Source organism: Geminocystis sp. NIES-3708 (genome assembly GCF_001548095.1).
In the GTDB taxonomy this organism is placed as follows: Bacteria; Cyanobacteriota; Cyanobacteriia; order Cyanobacteriales; family Cyanobacteriaceae; genus Geminocystis.
The window spans coordinates 2334279-2349586 of the sequence record NZ_AP014815.1; the positions used below are offsets into that span (position 1 = coordinate 2334279).

The window sequence follows — 15308 nt, forward strand, 5'->3', positions numbered from 1 at the left end:
AATAATGAATCAGTATAATTATTTTTGATCTTAGTATTTTTATTGTTATTAAAGCAATAATATTATTCATATGTAAAAATTACTTATCTTAGTTTTATTTGTGATAAATTTTTAAAGTATTAACATTTTCATTATTTATTCTTTCATAAGAAAATTCATCTACCCCATCAAAAGCTAGAAAAATACCTAATCCCCCAATTTTTCGTTCTTCAATAGGTATATCAATAGTTTCAGATTCTAGGTCTAATTTGGTAGTAGGATCAAAAGGTATTCCAGAATCTTTAATCTTGATACTTAAAACTTGATCAGAAATTTCTGACTCTAAAAAAATGTCACCAATTATATTATTTTCGCTATAAGCATAACTAATAATATTTGTAGCTAATTCATCAATAGCAAGACGTAATTTATACATAGCTTTCTTGTCTAAATTTGCTAAATTTGAGACTTTAGCAACATATTCAGCAATATTTTTTAGAGAGTCTAATGTGGCAGATACTGTTAATTTTTCTATCATCATAAAATTAGAGTTTAGAATTTATTACTAACTTAAATTATTCATACAAATTAAATATTTGATGCTCTTTAATTAATTGATTAAATTCGAGCTAAAGCCTTTATTAAATATCTATTAAAAAATTTTTAAAAGTATATTACTTATTACTTATTACTTATTACTTAATTACTAATTAATCGTGATATTCATCTTGAATAATTAAACTATGATTTAGTCCAGTTTTTTCAATAGTTTCTAAAATCATTTCTTGTGCTCCAATCACATAAACGTCAACCCCCGCACCCATTTTTTGTTTAGAAAATACGAATACTCGTAAACCAGCACTAGCCATAAATTCTAATTCAGACATAAACAGAACTAATTTTTTAGCATCAGCCGCCGCTGCTTCTTCAATTTTTGCCTTAAAATCAGAGGCATTACTACCATCTAATTCTCCCGCTAAAGTAATTTTTGCAACATCATTTTCTATCACTAAACTTATATCTAAAGACATTTTTTTACTCCTTTTTGATGGATTTAATAAGACAATTATTACTTATTACTTATTATTTACTTTCCTACTAAAATAACTATAGATCGATCGCCTAATAATAACCCAGATTGATCTCCTAAAACAGGTTCACTGCCAACAGTCCAACTATCTTCAGGGAAAGGTGCACCTGTATTAGCGAAAACGTGCCATTTCAAAGATGGTGGTAATTGAGGTAACTCAAACCAAAGGGATTCCCAATAAACATTCATGGCTACATAAATGTAGTTATCTTCTACAGTACCGCCTTTGGCGTGTTTGCCACACAGCATAAATGCTAACGTCTTACTGATAGTTGACCAATCTGCACCCCATGCCTTTGTACCATGCCAAGTAATATCAGCATAACCGCTACCGACGTAATCACGATTTTGAAAATGCCATGTATTTCTCAATACAGGATGAACTTTACGGAAGGCAATACAATTTTTGGTAAATTGAAATAGATCGTTATTTTTCTTCAATAAATCCCAATTTAGCCAGTTAAGATCGTTATCGTGGCAATAAGTATTGTTATTACCATATTTTGTACGACCCATTTCATCCCCCATTAAGATCATGGGAACACCTTGAGATACAAGTAGCAGAGCGATGGCATTTTTTATTTGACGGTGACGTAAGGCGTTAATGTGAGGATTATCGGTTTCCCCTTCCCAACCACAATTCCAACTATCATTATCATTACTACCATCGTTATTATTTTCTCCGTTAGCTTCGTTATGTTTACCATCATAAGAAACCGTATCCATTAGAGTAAAACCATCATGAGCAGTAATAAAATTAATGGATGTTGCCGGAGCTCTTCCTGCAGGGGCATATAAATCAGGTGAACCTTGTAACCTTTGAGCCATATCCCCTACCGTACCGTCACCTTTAATAAATTTGCGAATACTATCTCTATATTTACCATTCCATTCTCCCCAACGCCCATAGGCGGGGAACGAACCCACTTGATAAAGCCCTCCAGCGTCCCATGCTTCGGCAATTAATTTACATTTTGCCAAAATGGGATCAAAGGCTAAAGTTTCCAATAGAGGCGGATTTGCTAAGGGAGCACCCCAAGGATCTCGCCCTAAAATGGAGGCTAAATCAAAACGAAAACCGTCAATGTGATATTCTGAAGCCCAATAACGAAGACAATCAAGGACGATACCTCGCACAATGGGATTGTTACAATTTAAGGTATTACCGCAACCACTGAAATTATAGTAATAGCCCTCTGGGGTAAGCATATAATAGGTTTTATTATCGATTCCCCTAAAGGAAATAGTTGGTCCTCTTTCGTTACCCTCAGCCGTATGATTAAAAACTACGTCTAAAATAATTTCAATATCATTTTTATGTAGTTCTTTTACTAAGGCTTTAATTTCATCTACTTGCATCCCGAATCTACCTGTAGCGGCATAACCAGCTTTAGGGGCAAAAAATCCAACGGTACTATAACCCCAGTAATTATAAAGAGTTTCTCCTGTTTGGGGATTAGGACGACTATTTTCAAACTCATCAAATTCAAAAATAGGCATCAATTCGATGGCATTTACCCCTAATTCTTTCAGGTAAGGAATTTTATCTCGAATCCCCGCAAATGTGCCTCGATGACTTTCTTTGATTCCTGATGAATGATGTTTGGTAAAACTACGAACGTGCATTTCATAGATAATTTGATCCTCTGGAGGAATTTCTAAGGGGCGATCGTCTTCCCAATCAAAATCATCAAAAGCCAGTCTAGCACGATGATGATAAATATCATCCCAGTCAGGAGTTACACCCCACGCATCCCTACCACCAATTATTTTTGCATAAGGATCAAGTAAAATTTTATTTTGATCGAACCAATGTCCTTCTTGAAAATTATTAGGTCCATCCATGCGATAACCATATTCAAGATTTTCATAGTCTAAATCAAAAACTATCATAGAATAGACATTACCAATACGAAACTCATCGGGAAAAGGAATTTCTCCAAAAGGTTTGGGAGCGTGTTTTTCGAACAAAACTAAAGTGCAGGATGTGGCATAACTAGAAAAAATAGAGAAGTTAACACCACCGGGGACAAAAGTAGCTCCAAAAGGGGAAGGATTACCCCGTCTTAATTTAAAATTACCATGGGTATGGGTTGGATGGATGTCGATTCTTTGCATTATTTTTTGAAGAATGAGGAATTATTTAAAGTGAATTATTTTCACCCAAGGAATGAGCAATTACAGGCAATACATCTATTACTTAAATCATCCCTTTTGCATTTTCAAGGGAATCACTCACGGTAAAAAAGTTTAAAAATCCCGTAACTGACATTGTGTCTTGAATTTCCTCTGATAATCCAACTAAAATCAATGGAACATTGTTATTAGATGCTTGACGATGTATTGACAATAAAGTCCTTAAACCGGCACTAGACATATAGCTAACGGCTGTCATATCAAGGATAATTTTTACTTTTTCTGTTACTAAAGGAATGATGCTTTCTGTTACTTCTGATGCCACTGAAGAATCAATATCTCCTTTAAGAGTTACGATTTGTACATTATCAATGGTATTTATATTTATTTCCATATCTCTCTATATAAACAATCAAAACTTATTACTTATCACTTATTAATTAATTACACTGGTACAATGGTTACTTTAACTTTAACTCTGCTGTCAGTTTTTGGTAGTTTTACCGTTAAGGCTTCCGCATCGAAGTTACTGTAAGGTTCGCCATCAATTTCTACCTTGCCAATTTTGATACTACCAGGAGGTAAAATATCAGGAGAAACTCGTAAAATATTATCTTCAAATCCTCCCGGAATAGGTTTAAAGTAAAAATCCATTGGTTGTTTTGTTACCAATAAATTCGTATAAACTGCCGCTAGATAGCATAATTCAAAAGAGTGATAACCGCTCATGGAGTGACTACCTTTTCCTCTTTCGTTACCACCAGCTAAGAAGGGAATACCGTTGGCTAAGACGTTGAAATAGATACCGCCGTCTTCTAAATCTAAAAACCACGCATTATAAAAAGCGGCGGATTCACGAGCTAAACGGTGATAATCTTGATCATTTAATACTCCTGAAAGAATGAAGTAGGCTAGGATCATTTGTTCTTGTTGCCACCAAGGTTTGCGATCATGCCATACATAACGATGATATTTTTCTCCTTCAGGTACAATTCTTTCTACTACATCATAACAACCACCTCTTTGGCGATCGCTTCCATGTTCATTCATTAAATCAGCAATTTTTTTGGCTAATTCAACATACTCCTCTTTCGGTTTGAGGCTTTGCATCCTCATCAAATTCCAAGCAATTTTGTAGTTATGACCTACAACTCCTCGGTTTTGTTGCCATCCCCAAGTTTGATCTGGTGTCCAATCTTGATAGAATTTTTCTTGCACAAAAGGGCTATTCTCAAAATCAGGGAAACGTTTGGCGATGGTGTCGAAGGTGTCCTCCAACATATCTGCATACTCCTGTTTACCCGTAGCTAACCAGAGATTGATTAAATATGCTGGAGCGTGATCTCCTACGGAATTCCAGTTTTTGCGTCCTTGATTGCGTCCTAAAGTGTCGCTGAGAGGGTCTAACATGATAGGATCAAGGTGAGAGAAATAACTACCATGTTCGCCTTTATCTAAGAAAAACTCGTTAAAAAGTTTGATAGTTTTTTCGGTATCCGCCATAATACGAGGATCGCCTGTACAACGGTAGGTTTGAATCGGCCCTGCTAAAGCGTAAATTTGTTCGTAAGCAGGAATAGCGTCGTAATCGTCACCAAACTCTGAGGCGAATATTTTTTCTTCTCGATCGCCGTTTACATCAATACCATGATACCAATAAACGATCCCTTCATCGAGATCCTCAAATTTCATGTGTTCGCGCAAATATTCTGTCCCATTTTCGGCAGCTTTGAGAAAACTATCATTGCCCGTCATTAAAAAAGCTGTAGCAAAACCATAAACTAAACGAGAAATAGTATCGGTTTCCTGACGAAAATTTGTATCCGATTGAATGCCACTGATAGAAAGATTAGTGCGATACTTGCGATAGTCAAATTCCCCATCACCAAATTGTGCCTTAATATAAAATTTGCCTAAAGCATTAATCTGATTTATCCACCAATTTTGTTTTTCAAAAACGAAATCTGTCTTTTTACGTCCAGCAAAGACAATTTGTTTAGCGTCAAAAAAATCACTATCAGGATAGAAAACTCCATACACAAACAAAAAACGACCGACTTCTAACATCGATCGCATACTACCTGTAGCATCGGGATAACCTTCATCAAAATTTTGAATTAATTTTGCATAAGCCATCGGGCTTATTTTTACTTTAAATTCTCTTTCGTCAGAGGTTTTAATTGTGAAAAAATCTTGAGATTGATTATAACTGGTGACATAACCAGCGATTAGATCAGAAAAAGGAAAATCAATTGCAATACTCATTTTTGTACCTGTAATTTATCTCAATAAACTTATTTTGGTTCATCAAAACTATTTGATTTCTAGGCTATTAAAAGTTATTATTAATCCAGAATGAAAATTAAATAACTACTTTTCAATTTCTGCGATGAAAGCGACCATAAATTCTTCGACAACACCGGGATGTTTGCCAGTAATTAAGTTACCATCAATAACTAAATCCGCCGTTACATCTCCTTCATAAACTACGTCACCTCCTGCATTTTCTACATCACAAATAATGTTATGAGCACAGGTAACTTTTTTGTTTTTAAGTAAATCAGGATCTGCACAGAATAACCATAAACTATGACAAATTGTGCCTAATTTAACTGTATTTTCTGTTACTGCTTTTCGTAAAAATTCCACTGCTGGAGCTTGATTTTTTTGTCCTTTTTTGACACTTACTTGATAGCGTAACCTATCCATTGCGTAAGCACCAATGCAAATTATACCTTTATAATCTGACGGAGAAACATCATTGATTTCTGTAGTGACAGTAGCATGAAATTCGATAATATCATTTTCAGGATTAGAACCAAATTTAAGTTCTTTATTACCCCATAAATGGGAAATATATTCTACCTCATAACCATGTTCAGGAAAGAACTCATTAAAACGCTTAAATTCTGTTGCGTCAAAATGTTCTTCAATAATTACACCGATTTTACCTTTTGACATTTTTTTAGGATAATGACTTTTAAATTTACCAGACCATTCTGACTGAAATTCTAGTTAACTAATTGCTTTTTATCTCAATTAATTTACAATTATTAACTATTTTCTTTAAGAGTATGAAAAGGATAACTTTTTAGTTAAAAATCTCCTTGTAATAATTCGAGAAAAGTGCCATCAGGATCTTTAAAACAAACAATTTTAACAGTAGTGCCAGGCAACAATTTTGGTTCAGAAATAAATTCAATACCTTTTGCTTTTAAGTCTTGATAATCTTTTTCTATATCTGTAGTTTTTAAGCACATTCTAGCAATACCTGTGTGATACAAGTGAGGATAAGGTTTACCTGTTGGCGGTGGATTTTTAAATTCTAATAAGTCAATACGAGTTGCACTGGTATTATCTCCAATTCGTAAATGCACTCCTTTGATGTCTGCGACTTCCATATCAAAAGCCTCTGCCATTTCTTTACTTTCCATTCCTTCGCCAAAATCAAGAATTACCTCAAATCCGAGCTTTTTATAGAATGTCACCGATTCCTGTAAATTGCTACAGTTAATATTAAAATGGAAAATTCTTTCTATCATAATTTACCTCTTTGGGATTTTTTGCTAAATGAATAATTAACAGTTCAATTCTCTATTTTTGTCTTTTATCTTCTCTCCCCTATATCTGAGGCTAAAAGTTGAACTAAATCATCTAGTTTTAACCCTTTAAGATAACTTCTCAATTGACTCCAGTTAAAGTTATTACTATTAGCGATACTACCGTTGCCATTAGCTTCAATATTGATGATAGAAGTATTTACAGCCCAGCGAGGACCAGCGATCGCCCATTTAGGGATATATCCTTGTGCTACTCTTGCTTGTCCTTGGGGATGATCGAGGAAAAATTTTCTCATAACATCCGTAGGTTCATATTTGCTACCTTCACTTAAAGTCATTACCGAAGAAGTATCTGTAACAGGAATATTAGGATTACCTACGGGGTTAGCATCCATAAATATTCTCAATTCTGCTACTTTTTCGCCATCAAAACGGAAAATATCAGCACAAGGTAAAGTAACTTTGCTACCATCTTTACGCCAATACATAACATCCATTTCTACGAAAACAATATTGCCTGTTTCCCACATCATTTTTATATCGTGATATAGTGCCGCAACTTGTCCGAAAAAGGCTTCAACGGAATTAAAAATCGCTCCTTTATCTAAACAGGGTTCATAATTACCAAATTGATATACAGGATTATCTACAAAAAATTCAGTAAATCCTTGAGAATCGAAGGCTTCTCCTCTGGCAAATAAAGCAGTGACAATTTCCGTTTTGCGTCCGGGTAAAGTTTCTAATAAAGAAGATTGAGGATTATTTGTGCCACTGTTAAAATGAGTATTCTGATCAACCACAGACCAACGAGGACCTGCGATCGCCCATTTGGGAGTAAATCCTTGCAAGACTCGCTGTTTTCCTAAAGGATTTTCGATGAAAAAGCGTTTCATAGCATCGGCAGGTTGATAACGTTGTTGATGAGGTAAAGTCATCACAGAAGAAGTCGCCGAAACGGGAATAGTTGCATCGCCTACGGGGTTAGCATCCATAAAGATTCTTAATTCTGCCAACTTTTCCCCTTCAAAACGACAAATATCAAAACAAGGCAAAGTCACTACACTACCATCTAAACGCCAATAAGTAACATCCATTTCTACAAAAACAGTACTACCAACTTCCCACATCATTTTTATATCGTGGTAAAGTGCAGATACTTGACTAAAGAAATATTTAACAGACTGAAAAATGGCTTCTTTATTTAAACAGGGTTCATAATTACCAAATTGATATACTGGTTTATCAGTGAAAATTTCGATAAAACCTTGAGAATCAAAAGCTTCTCCTCTGGCAAATAAGGCTTGAACTAATTCTGTTCTTTTTCCTTGTATAATTTCGGTGGTGCTACTAGGCTTGGTATAACTAGCATTACTACCCATCATTAACTTAAGGATATTTTCTCTAACCTGATTTGAAGCACCGATACTTGTAATTAGATTGGCAACAAAAGAACTTCTTTGTCCTACTAAAGTAATGTTTCCATTATGTACGAATGTATGAGCTGTTCTTTGAGGAAAAGGTTTAAAATGCTTGATATATGGACGAGATTCTTTAGCTAAATTTTGATAAGCATCAGATTCTAAAAATAAAGCCGCATCTAGCTGATTAGCAAAAGCGACTTCTAATGCTGCATCATATTGTTGTCCAGGGGTTTCTGTATGGGCAACAGGACCTGCTTCTGGACGAGAATTGTCAATTTCCTCAAATAAATGGAGACGAGATTTAAGGATATGAGAACTACTGGAAAATACGGGAATTAAGCGATCTTTAAGATATTTACGAAATTCAGAAACTCCTACACCGTCGGCTTTACGAATCAGACAATGATATTTAATCAGATTTTGTTCACCATTAGGACAACCATCGGCTATTTTATCCACATAAGTGATAGAATTTCCCACATTTGTGTTGTATCCGATCGCTTTACTAAAAATATTTCGCTCATCATCCATTAAAATTCCCGCCGCCTTAAACCAAATATTACGTTCTTCAGGGGAAGTAAAAGTTAATTCAGCAATACCGTCAAATTGTTCTTCTTTGGCAGAGGCATTTAAGGAGTCATCGGGCATTAACCAGAAACCACCTTCATTGTGAGCAACATGAAACTGCCAGTATTGATGTTGACCGGGTAAACGAGCACAAACTGGACCGTGAACGTCTTTCCAGTAATTATCAAATAATTCTAAAGAAATTCCTTGTCTTTTCCAAAGCAAAACATAAAAGGCTACTTTACCTTGTTGATCTCGACTTGAATAATCCATTGATACCATAATTTTTATCCTTGAATAAAGTTTTTCATTGGGGTTTAATGTTTCTTCCGGGGAATATTTTTCACAATTTAAGCCGTTGTAATCAATTGAATTAATGATTCTGGGGCAAACACATCTCGATAAAAAGTAAGTTGCTCTGTTTTTAGATAACACGCACCTCTATGACCACGACGAACCCATGTTACATTCCCCTTAGCTAAAGTTTCATTTGTTTCATCATCAACGCACTTCCACTCAAAATAAGTATGTTCTCCCGAAAACATGACAATAGGCCAACACATAGTTACACCGGGTTGAGCGATTAAAGCCCACCAATGTTTTTCTCGTTCTTTTTGTTGCTCTAAACCTTTATAAGGACCATCTTGACAAAAATAAATCAGATCATCTCGATATTCCCCCGTCAAAATATCTCCTCGTCCTTGTCTTAAGGCTTCACAATGGGTTGGCCACCAATCTTTATTTTCTTGCTCAATTTGTTCAAGAGTGTAGTTAGCATCTATCGAGGGTATTTTATCTTCTTTCAGGGTGAGTATTCTTTCTGCTTCAGCAATTAGTTTCGTTGCTAATTCAGGAGAAATTAAGCCAGGTCGAGAATAATTTGCTGATAAATCTTGATAGTAATTAACTCTTTTATTTTGGGGCATTTTTTTTATTTAAACTCCATTTTTCCAACAATTATGACTATTTTAAGTTAAGACTTTTCGGCAAATATTTCTTGTAATGTTCCAAAGCAACCAGCCGCTTTATTAAAACCAGCATAAACACAGGTAAATAATAATAATTCTTCTATTTCTTCTTTTGTTGCTCCTTGTTTCATTGCCATATGAACATGAGCGGCAAATGGACTACCTGCACCTACTTGATCTTGATTGACAACATCAATTGCGATCGTAATTAAGGCTTTTGTTTTTTGGTCAATTAACGGTAAACCCCATGCCTCTCCAGCTACACGGGTACAGAAATCACCAAATTTGGGATTGATGCTGTTTAAACCTGCTTGTAATTCTTTATCGTCTAAAACTGCATTTTTATAAGTCATATTTCTTTTTCTGTTCAGTTTTTGGGTTAAAGTTTTGTGTCATTTAAAAAGGGATCAATTGCTATAGACAATTAGTCAAGATAATTAGTAATAGAAAGGATGGATAAATCACATATAAATTTAACCATCAACTATTTTTGATCCCCAAAATAAAAATTATTTTTGTTTATCGTAATAAGGTTTCATATCAACATAAACCCGCCATTCATTTACTTTTGAATCTTTCATTCTCAAAACATCGGTACAGGCAAAATTTAAGGTTGAACCGTCAGCTAAATATATATAGTGAGCTTCAAATTCAAAAATTACTTGATCTTGTTCAGGCAAATCGAGAACTTGTCTAACATCAGGGGCTTGCATTGATACTTGAGTATATAATCCCTGAAGAGTTTTTGTGACGTTTTCTTTTCCTATTATTTCTTCTCCCGAACCAATACGATAAAAGACATCATCGGCTAAACATTCTTGAAAAGAATCCCAATCGAGAGCGATCATGGAAGAAAACATTTTTTCACAAGTCTGTCTGTTTAAGGATTTTTCTTCTGACATTTTTACCTCATTTATTGTTTAATTTTGATTACTAAAAGTCTAGTACAACTTTGCTTTTTATGATAGCCACAATTGCTCAGATTTATTGTTAAGAAACTATTAAATTATTAACATTTCTTCCCTGATATTTTAATTAGTAATTGTCATGATAATTAGACAAAGTTAAGAAACATTACAATTTTGTCATAAAAGTTCGTAATAATTATTTTCAGATTAAATATTGACTTTAATGAAATTTATTTATTGATGTTTTTGAATTCATGTTCCTTAAATATATTTTTACAATTTTAATATCTTTATTTTGCGGTTTAAGTTCTTCTTTTGCACAAACAAAAAATGATGATGAGTCTAATCTAAAATTTTATTTTCCTAGTGAAGATATTGATATTGCGAATAGTAACTTTGAAAACAATCAAGAGGCTTTAAAGTCTATTCCCTCCGTTTCTCAATTAAGATCTTTTCAACAACAAGATTGGGAAATAACAGCTTTAAAAAATTTAGATGCTGATTATAACTGCCTTAATTCCCTTACAAAAAACATTAATTTGAATCAATCTCTATTGACTCGTGATGAATTGGCTTCTTACTTACAATTATGTTTAGAAAATATTGATAAAAGTAAACAATTAGGAATAAACTTGAAATCTGAAGATATAAGTATTTTAAACCGTTTGGCAAAAAACTTAGATCTTGAATTAACCAATTTATCTTCTCAAATAAATTCCTTAGAGACATCATTATCCGCTTTAAAAGAGAATCAATTTTCTCCCACCGTGAAAATGTTTGGATTAATTCGCATTAATAGTTTATCATTTTTTTCAGGTCAAGGAGATAATTCAACAGTATTGCAATATTCTAATTTTACAGTTTTGAACGCCAGTTTCACAGGGAAAGATTCTTTATTTTTAGGGTTTTCTACCACAGCCTCTCCTCTACCAGAATTAGCTCCAGAAAATGATGGGAGAGAAATTGGATCAACTCGTGAAGGCACGGCATTAATAGCAGGGGCAGGAAATACTAACAGTCAGACTTTTTTAACTAACTTAAAATATAGTTTTCCCGTTAATGATAATTTATCACTAACCTTGAGAGGATTTGAATTTTTTAGTCGTTCAATGTTATCTTCTAACTTTTTGCCATATTATAACGTTGGAGATGGACCTGTATCTACTTTTGCTCAAATGCCCGCTATTTATCGTCTTGCTTCTGGTGCTGGAGCGGATCTTAACTATAAAATAAGAGATTCTTTGATGTTCAATTTATCTTATTATGCTAGTGCGGGAAACAATCCATCTCAAGGACAAGGTTTATTTAATGGCAATTATATTGCTACTGGTCGTTTAAGTTATAATCCTCGTCAAGATTTTTATACAGAATTTGTCTATCTCAATGGTTATTTTGGAAAAGGTAGCTTTAGTTATGATAATGGTTTAGATTTTAATAAGGGTTTTATTGGTACTGCATTGGCAAATCGCTTCGATGAATCGGGCGTTTTATTTGATCGAGATGCAAATGTGAGTGTTAATTCTTATATGCTTTTAAGTTATTTTGCCATTACCCCTAAATTCTTAATAGGTGGTTCAATCAATAAAACTGATGCAAGATTAATTGGCATGGGAGACGCAGATATTTGGTCTTATTGGTTTGCTTTAACATTTCCTGATTTATTTAAAGAAAATAACTTAGGTGGCTTTATTATCGGCGTTGAACCGACTTTAACAGATTTAAAAACATCTCTTCCTTATGAGGATTTTAAAAAGGATACAGGGCTTCATATAGAAACATATTATAGATTTCAGGTTAATGATAATATTTCCATCACCCCTGCTTTAATTTGGATTAATTCTCCTAATCAAGACAAAAATAATCAGGATATTTTGATGGGTTTAGTGAGAACTTCCTTTAAATTTTAAGTTTTTCTTAATAAAACTTTGAGAAAACTAAATAAGTTGAATGTTATCGTAAAAATGATTAATTATTTTATCTAAAATCACAGGATTTTAAGTCATGAGTAATCCAAACGAAAGTTCCAATTCCACAGATAATCTACAGATAGTAAAAAATTTTTATGGGGCTTTAGGTAAAGGGGATATACCTACAGTTTTAGAGATGTTAACTGATGATGCTCAATGGGATATGCCTCATCCTAGAGAAATAGTTCCTTTTGGCGGAAAATGGGAAGGAAAAGAAGAGGTTAAAAAGTTTTTTGGTGTGATGCACGATACCGTTCAAATGAAAGGCTTTGATTTGCAAGAATTTATTGTTGATAAAAATAAAGTAGTAGTAATTGGACGAATGAAAGCAGTAGCTATCGCCACGGGAAAAGAATATGAAAATGATTTAGTTGCTGTTTGGACGGTAGAAAATGGCAAAATTAAAGGAATGCGTGATTTTATGGATACAGTTCAAGGGATTGAGGCTTTTACCCCTTAAATTAATCAAATATTGATGATTTTAATCAGATAAGGGGCATTTAAACCCCTTGCGACAAAATATATAGTTAATTTCAAGATCCAAGTTTAAACAATATGACTTAGAGAAAAAGCTGTACCTGATAATTTTGGTTCATCAATATAAGCAAAATGATAAGTACGTTTTATGAATAACCAAATATTTTCTTGTAAAATCAATTGATCTTCATACATTCCAAAATTTTGAAATCCTTTTCCGTCATAATCTCTACCTATTTCATTCATGCACCAACGGGCTGTTGCTTGATTACCGTTAATTTCGATAACTCCACTGTGTGCCATTTGTACAAAAAATTCCCAATTATTGAGTAATTGAATAAAAGTTTGCTCAATATTTTCTTTTCCTTGCACATTAATATTCATAGGAGGTTTTAGTTCCCAAATACCATCGGATAGCCATAAAGAAGTAAACTCTTTTTGATCACGACGATTAACAGCATCAGCAAATTTAGCAACTTGTTTCTGAATCAAAAATTCATTAATAATTTGATTATTTTGATTAATTATTTCTGGCATTGTTTTATTTATAAATAAAAAGAATAAAAAACTTAATTAAATGAGGAAAAAAGGAGACATTGATTGCCATTTTTCTTTCCATTCATGAGGAATTAAGTCTTGAATAATTTCAGGAGGAAAGACTTCAGCCATCAACTCTCTTTCCTTAAGAGGAAGATTATATAAAATAAAAGGAATAACTAAATAATCTGGCTCAAGATGTTTTCCTGCATATTCTCCAAATTCAAGACATTGTTTTTGTTGTTCTTCATCACTAATTAAATTACTAATATTTTGATCATTAAGATATTCTTCTTCTAACTGATAATGAGGAATCCATGCTTGTTGTATTTGTTCTAAATTTTCTAATAAATTATCGATAAATTCTTGATTAGAAGAGTTCGAGTTCAAATTATTAATACAAATTTCTAACTCATCAAGTAAGGGTAATAAATCTCCATGCTGAGTTGCCATTATTTCATAAGGTGCATCAAATTGTTTATTTTTAAAGTAAGGAAAAATTAGGTCATCTTCTACTAAATGATGAGAATGAAATAAACTCAGAAGACTATTGAGATAATTAATAAAACCTTCTTTTAAAACATCATCGATTTTACCATTATTTTTAAATATTTGACATTTTTCAATACCTATAACAATAGCACGAGTAATGACAATATGAATTCTAATAAGATCTTTCGCAACAGTATTATTCATAATCGTAAATCATTTTATTTTGTAATAATATAACTCAAAATTAAATTAAATTAAAGTTACATAATCTTAATATTTTTTTAAATGTTCAAAACAAAAAAAAAGCCTATTATATAAAAGAAAATTAAAGCTACAAAGTTTCTAAAAATAATAAGGATTAATTATGGCAAAACTTGATGGAAAAATCATATTCATTGCTGGTGGTTCTGGTAATGTAGGGGAGGGAATCGTACCTGTTTTTCTAAAACAAGGTGCAAAAGTAATTGTTCCCTCTCGTCGGCAAGATTCTTTAGATAAGCTCGGACAATCTTTAGGAGATTTAGCGACAGATAATTATGTACCAATAGTCGGAAATATTGGTACTTTAGAAGGAGCAGAAAAATTACGAGATGAAATTATCGCCAAATTTGGGCGGTTAGATGGTGTATTAGTTTCTCTTGGTGGTTGGTGGACTGGAAATAAGCCTCTCACTGAAGTAGATTTGGAAACTTGGGAAAGTTATTTAAACGGTAATCTCACCTCTCATTTTCTCTGTGCAAAAACCTTTTTACCCGTGTTAGCAAAAACTAAAGGTAGTAGTTATACTCTCTTGGGAGGTACAGCGGCAGAAGTTCCTTTGGCAAATGTCAGCCCTGTAGGAATTACCGCCGCAGGACAATTAATGATGGCAAAAATCGTTATGGAAGAAATGAAAGATAGTGGAGTTAGAATTAATGAAGTAATTATTCAAGGTATGGTGAAAACTAAAGTTATGGAGGCTTATAGTCAACCTAACTGGATTACTCCGAAAGAAATTGGCGATTTTACTTCTTGGTTAGCATCAGATGAAGCCTATATGATTACTAATAGTATTCTTCATATTAATCAACGTTCTCAATAAGGTTTGGGTTGGACAAAAAAATGCTTGTCCCTTAAAAATATTGACGGACAAGCAGTTATTAAAAAAAAATTAAAAGATTCTAATACTTAGGAGCTGTGGTTGCGGGTTTAAAAATTATAAAAACC

16 protein-coding genes are annotated in these 15308 nt (G+C 33.4%); 3 read left to right on the top strand and 13 right to left on the bottom strand.

Going from position 1 to position 15308, the window contains the following annotated elements; translation table 11 throughout:
* Positions 1–94: 94 nt before the first annotated feature.
* From GM3708_RS10300 to GM3708_RS10350, 11 genes are all read right to left on the bottom strand, one after another.
* A complete protein-coding gene (locus tag GM3708_RS10300) occupies positions 95–520 on the bottom strand; it encodes an ATP-binding protein (RefSeq protein ID WP_231932902.1) in 426 nt (141 codons plus the stop codon).
* 169 nt (positions 521–689) lie between these two features.
* Positions 690–1010, bottom strand: a complete 321-nt coding sequence (locus GM3708_RS10305; protein ID WP_066346401.1) for an STAS domain-containing protein — start codon at positions 1008–1010, stop codon at positions 690–692.
* A 56-nt stretch (positions 1011–1066) separates the two neighbouring features.
* On the bottom strand, positions 1067–3187 hold the full coding sequence (glgX, locus tag GM3708_RS10310) for a glycogen debranching protein GlgX (RefSeq protein ID WP_066346405.1): 2121 nt from the start codon (positions 3185–3187) through the stop codon (positions 1067–1069).
* An 82-nt stretch (positions 3188–3269) separates the two neighbouring features.
* Positions 3270–3599 (bottom strand): STAS domain-containing protein, encoded by a 330-nt coding sequence (locus GM3708_RS10315; protein ID WP_066346413.1) that lies wholly within the window; start codon positions 3597–3599, stop codon positions 3270–3272.
* Between the two features lie 50 nt (positions 3600–3649).
* Complete coding sequence (locus GM3708_RS10320) at positions 3650–5470, bottom strand: AGE family epimerase/isomerase (protein WP_066346416.1); 1821 nt, start codon at positions 5468–5470, stop codon at positions 3650–3652.
* A gap of 105 nt (positions 5471–5575) precedes the next feature.
* Positions 5576–6166 (bottom strand): DJ-1/PfpI family protein, encoded by a 591-nt coding sequence (locus tag GM3708_RS10325; protein ID WP_066346418.1) that lies wholly within the window; start codon positions 6164–6166, stop codon positions 5576–5578.
* 134 nt (positions 6167–6300) lie between these two features.
* Complete coding sequence (locus GM3708_RS10330; RefSeq protein WP_071827610.1) at positions 6301–6747, bottom strand: VOC family protein; 447 nt, start codon at positions 6745–6747, stop codon at positions 6301–6303.
* A 65-nt stretch (positions 6748–6812) separates the two neighbouring features.
* Complete coding sequence (locus GM3708_RS18005) at positions 6813–9035, bottom strand: nuclear transport factor 2 family protein (protein ID WP_082714062.1); 2223 nt, start codon at positions 9033–9035, stop codon at positions 6813–6815.
* A gap of 68 nt (positions 9036–9103) precedes the next feature.
* Positions 9104–9679: a hypothetical protein gene (locus GM3708_RS10340; protein ID WP_066346423.1), complete on the bottom strand. Its 576-nt coding sequence runs from the start codon at positions 9677–9679 to the stop codon at positions 9104–9106.
* A gap of 47 nt (positions 9680–9726) precedes the next feature.
* Positions 9727–10074, bottom strand: a complete 348-nt coding sequence (locus GM3708_RS10345) for a carboxymuconolactone decarboxylase family protein (RefSeq protein WP_066346425.1) — start codon at positions 10072–10074, stop codon at positions 9727–9729.
* Between the two features lie 156 nt (positions 10075–10230).
* The gene (locus GM3708_RS10350; protein WP_066346428.1) at positions 10231–10623 is read right to left on the bottom strand and encodes a nuclear transport factor 2 family protein; all 393 of its coding nucleotides are present in this window, start codon (positions 10621–10623) and stop codon (positions 10231–10233) included.
* Positions 10624–10883: 260 nt separating this feature from the next.
* On the opposite strand from GM3708_RS10350, the gene GM3708_RS10355 reads away from it, so the two are divergent.
* Both GM3708_RS10355 and GM3708_RS10360 read left to right on the top strand, forming a co-directional pair.
* The gene (locus GM3708_RS10355) at positions 10884–12536 is read left to right on the top strand and encodes an iron uptake porin (RefSeq protein ID WP_066346435.1); all 1653 of its coding nucleotides are present in this window, start codon (positions 10884–10886) and stop codon (positions 12534–12536) included.
* Positions 12537–12630: 94 nt separating this feature from the next.
* A complete protein-coding gene (locus GM3708_RS10360) occupies positions 12631–13056 on the top strand; it encodes a nuclear transport factor 2 family protein (protein WP_066346437.1) in 426 nt (141 codons plus the stop codon).
* Between the two features lie 86 nt (positions 13057–13142).
* On the opposite strand, the gene GM3708_RS10365 is transcribed toward GM3708_RS10360, so the two are convergent.
* Positions 13143–13610, bottom strand: coding sequence for a nuclear transport factor 2 family protein (locus tag GM3708_RS10365; protein WP_066346438.1), 468 nt, complete (start codon positions 13608–13610; stop codon positions 13143–13145).
* A gap of 36 nt (positions 13611–13646) precedes the next feature.
* A complete protein-coding gene (locus GM3708_RS10370) occupies positions 13647–14306 on the bottom strand; it encodes a hemerythrin domain-containing protein (protein ID WP_066346439.1) in 660 nt (219 codons plus the stop codon).
* Positions 14307–14466: 160 nt separating this feature from the next.
* Here GM3708_RS10370 and GM3708_RS10375 point away from each other — a divergent pair, with 160 nt between their 5' ends.
* The gene (locus GM3708_RS10375; RefSeq protein ID WP_066346441.1) at positions 14467–15183 is read left to right on the top strand and encodes an SDR family NAD(P)-dependent oxidoreductase; all 717 of its coding nucleotides are present in this window, start codon (positions 14467–14469) and stop codon (positions 15181–15183) included.
* The last annotated feature ends 125 nt before the right edge of the window (positions 15184–15308 follow it).

Bases quoted from the DNA above. Each gene is read 5' to 3' on its own strand.
- GM3708_RS10300 (WP_231932902.1), bottom strand. From the start codon at position 520: ATGATGATAGAAAAATTAACAGTATCTGCCACATTAGACTCTCTAAAA.
- GM3708_RS10305 (WP_066346401.1), bottom strand. From the start codon at position 1,010: ATGTCTTTAGATATAAGTTTAGTGATAGAAAATGATGTTGCAAAAATT.
- glgX (WP_066346405.1), bottom strand. From the start codon at position 3,187: ATGCAAAGAATCGACATCCATCCAACCCATACCCATGGTAATTTTAAA.
- GM3708_RS10315 (WP_066346413.1), bottom strand. From the start codon at position 3,599: ATGGAAATAAATATAAATACCATTGATAATGTACAAATCGTAACTCTT.
- GM3708_RS10320 (WP_066346416.1), bottom strand. From the start codon at position 5,470: ATGAGTATTGCAATTGATTTTCCTTTTTCTGATCTAATCGCTGGTTAT.
- GM3708_RS10325 (WP_066346418.1), bottom strand. From the start codon at position 6,166: ATGTCAAAAGGTAAAATCGGTGTAATTATTGAAGAACATTTTGACGCA.
- GM3708_RS10330 (WP_071827610.1), bottom strand. From the start codon at position 6,747: ATGATAGAAAGAATTTTCCATTTTAATATTAACTGTAGCAATTTACAG.
- GM3708_RS18005 (WP_082714062.1), bottom strand. From the start codon at position 9,035: ATGGTATCAATGGATTATTCAAGTCGAGATCAACAAGGTAAAGTAGCC.
- GM3708_RS10340 (WP_066346423.1), bottom strand. From the start codon at position 9,679: ATGCCCCAAAATAAAAGAGTTAATTACTATCAAGATTTATCAGCAAAT.
- GM3708_RS10345 (WP_066346425.1), bottom strand. From the start codon at position 10,074: ATGACTTATAAAAATGCAGTTTTAGACGATAAAGAATTACAAGCAGGT.
- GM3708_RS10350 (WP_066346428.1), bottom strand. From the start codon at position 10,623: ATGTCAGAAGAAAAATCCTTAAACAGACAGACTTGTGAAAAAATGTTT.
- GM3708_RS10355 (WP_066346435.1), top strand. From the start codon at position 10,884: ATGTTCCTTAAATATATTTTTACAATTTTAATATCTTTATTTTGCGGT.
- GM3708_RS10360 (WP_066346437.1), top strand. From the start codon at position 12,631: ATGAGTAATCCAAACGAAAGTTCCAATTCCACAGATAATCTACAGATA.
- GM3708_RS10365 (WP_066346438.1), bottom strand. From the start codon at position 13,610: ATGCCAGAAATAATTAATCAAAATAATCAAATTATTAATGAATTTTTG.
- GM3708_RS10370 (WP_066346439.1), bottom strand. From the start codon at position 14,306: ATGAATAATACTGTTGCGAAAGATCTTATTAGAATTCATATTGTCATT.
- GM3708_RS10375 (WP_066346441.1), top strand. From the start codon at position 14,467: ATGGCAAAACTTGATGGAAAAATCATATTCATTGCTGGTGGTTCTGGT.